2 protein-coding genes and 1 pseudogene are annotated in these 2,732 nt (G+C 57.1%); 2 read left to right on the top strand and 1 reads right to left on the bottom strand.

The window, feature by feature from the left end; translation table 11 throughout:
- Positions 1–75: 75 nt before the first annotated feature.
- The gene (locus tag CAPSK01_RS23470; protein WP_273703879.1) at positions 76–399 is read left to right on the top strand and encodes a hypothetical protein; all 324 of its coding nucleotides are present in this window, start codon (positions 76–78) and stop codon (positions 397–399) included.
- A 676-nt stretch (positions 400–1,075) separates the two neighbouring features.
- A complete protein-coding gene (locus CAPSK01_RS16510) occupies positions 1,076–1,444 on the top strand; it encodes a DUF2513 domain-containing protein (protein ID WP_034929147.1) in 369 nt (122 codons plus the stop codon).
- A gap of 527 nt (positions 1,445–1,971) precedes the next feature.
- On the opposite strand, the pseudogene CAPSK01_RS16505 reads toward CAPSK01_RS16510, so the two are convergent.
- Positions 1,972–2,732: pseudogene (locus CAPSK01_RS16505) on the bottom strand (DDE-type integrase/transposase/recombinase); the annotation flags it as partial.

Raw genomic sequence — 2,732 nt, 5'->3', positions numbered from 1 at the left:
AATAACTGTTCATGAATACAGTATAATGACGCAAAGTAAATTGTCAAGTAGGATGTCCACTTCACGTTGGGCGTCATGAAAATCCGAATCGGCCTAGTAGCTTCATTTTTTATTGTTGCCCTCCAATGGCTCATCGTCACGGGCTTTGTCCAGCATTCATATACGTGGTGGCTAAAGGCAAGTGACCCAGTTGTTACTGCTGGTATTGCAGGCACAGTCGTCTTTACTATCGGCTCATTATTGTCTGTAGGGTTTTCTTTGTGGGCGCACGGGCAGCTTTATGAACAAAAGTCTCGTCTCAAATATGTTGCTCAACTGCTTGGCCTAGCCGGGCTGTCCGGTCTCTTAGTTTTCTTTGGCATGGTATTTATCGGCTATGTGTTGCTTGTTCACCGTTAGCCGCCCAACCCGGCAGTCGAGAGGGACGCTGCGCCGGCAAGCCGGCTCGCGCCCCTCACTTCTACGTTGGGGGGCTTAAGTGCATCGCGCCGCGAAGAAAGTTGCCAAGTGGTACGGAGCATGGGCTCTTGCGCTGCTCGCAATCGCGGCTCTCGGGAACTTGTTCAGTGGTCATGGCGAGTACGGCATTTCCACCCACTTCTGGCTAACGATCACCGGCCTCCCGCTCTCTCTTTTCTCATGGTACGTCCCGAATGGGACCGTCCTGGGAGTTCTGGTCGCCGGTCTTATTGGCACCGCGCAATGGACTGCTGTCGCCGAGGCCAACGCCCACTGGGTGGCATGGCGCAGAAGGCGACACTTGAAACACCTATGAATTTCCTCGTCCAGCCCCCCAACCCGGCAGTCGAGCGGACCTGCGCGAAAAGCCGCGCAGTCCGCTCACTTCTACGTTAGGCAACAGATGCCCCAGGTCAGCGATCACGAGTCTTGAAATGGCATCCTCCCGCGTTTTCCCAAACTCGAAGAACAGAGGGTTTCCAGGCTCGTCCATGGGGTCGCTGCGCAGCATGGGCGAAGATTTCGCCCATGCCGTCCATCCGCCTGTATGTATCGACCGTCCGCTCATTACGTGCCATCGACCGATCTTGCAATATTCAACAGAAAGGAAGTCAGCATGGTCAGGAACTTCGATCTTTACAGAGCCATTCTTCAGCGCCTTGAAGACTGCGAAACGCCGAACAGCGCAGTTAACGCAAAGGACTTTTCGCCATATGGAGAGCAAGAGGTGGCCCATCATATGCGCATGCTCGATGAGAAAGGCTTGATCAAAGCCAACATCATTGAATCAAGCGAGGGGAACAACCTGATCGACGCCGCGCTGGCAAGAAGAATTACGGACAGCGGGTATGATCTTCTCGACAGCATGCGGAACGACACGCTTTGGACAAAGATCAAGGCGCACTTCAAAGAACGATCTGTCGACATGACTATTGATCTCGTAAAAGCTATTGGAAAGCGCTTTGCAGAAGTCATGCTTGCCTAACTGGCGCTTCGAGGGGACCGCCTGCAAGCTGCGCTTGCAGGTTCGCTCCCTTCGGTCGCCGGCCCCTCAAGCTGGACGTTAGCCGTCGTGAACATGCCGGACCGATCCTCGTTGAATCTTCACGGACTCGTGTTCGGTCCGAACGGTGTCGAACGCCTGTGTTTGTTCTACGAGCCCGTTGATCAAGGTGGCTCGAATTTTCATTCCATTGTTTGGGAGCGTAGCGTCAACAATGTGTGGCGACCCCACATCACGATTACACGAGAGCAGTTTCAGGGGGGCTCCACTACGCGGAGGTGGGTAAGTGAGCTGTTCAGCCTTGATCCGCAGCGAGGTTGGAGTGCGCTCCAAGTAGCGGAGGGAGACAGGCCTGAGGGACGACTCTCAGTCACCTACCGCTACTCATGGCGCACCTGGGATCTTGTCAACAATCTAGAGATCGGAATCCTCAAGAGGTGTTCGGATCCATTCGATCCGTTGTGAAAGGGTTGGCAATCGGTGAATGTCAAGGTAGTTGTCGCCTGAGTTCATGTTGCCAAACGCATACTTTCTGCGCTAGCGGTGGCCGCAGAGACGACTTTGTCACGCTCCGGGTTGAGGGTCACGGCGCCGATCGGCGACCAGTTCCGGGTCTTTCGGCTCCAGCGCTTGGGATTGTTCGCACGAGCGGCTTGATAGAGCGTATGACGGGACGCCAGGATGGCCTGATCGTCGCCGGCATGACGCTGCTCCGGGGTGACGTAACGGATGCCACTGTGCCGGTGCTCGGTGTTGTACCAGCGCACGAAATCGCTGCCCCAGCGACGCGCCACGTCGATCGCCGCAAAGCCCTTGGCGGGGAATTCTGGTCGGTACTTGGCGGTGCGAAAAAGCGCCTCGGCGTAGGCGTTGTCGTCGGACACGCGGGGCCGGGAGTAGGACGGCCATGGCCAGCACGGTGGTGGCCTTCAGGGTCGAGCCATTGTCCCCGTGCAGCACCGGCTTGTCCGCCAGGCTGTGGATGCCCTCGGCGAGCGCGGTGCGCTTGACCAGCTGGGCGGCGTGATCGGAGTTATCCGTCCCCTCGACGGCGAAGCCGACGATCTTGCGGCTATAGAGATCGAGGATCAGGTAGAGGTAGAACCACTGGCCGATCACGTGCGTGGGCAGATAGGTCATGTCCCAGCACCAGACCTGGCGGGGGCCGGTCGCGATGTGCGTGGTGGGTGGTCTGGGGGCTGTCGTCGGTGCTTGGGCTCGACTCCGATGGCGGAGTTGCCTGTGGTCACGCAAAACGCGGTAGAAGGTT

Source organism: Candidatus Accumulibacter vicinus (assembly GCF_000584955.1).
Classification (GTDB): Bacteria; Pseudomonadota; Gammaproteobacteria; order Burkholderiales; family Rhodocyclaceae; genus Accumulibacter; species Accumulibacter vicinus.
The sequence above is the reverse complement of the archived record's forward strand: the minus strand, read 5'-3'. Positions and strand labels throughout refer to the sequence as shown.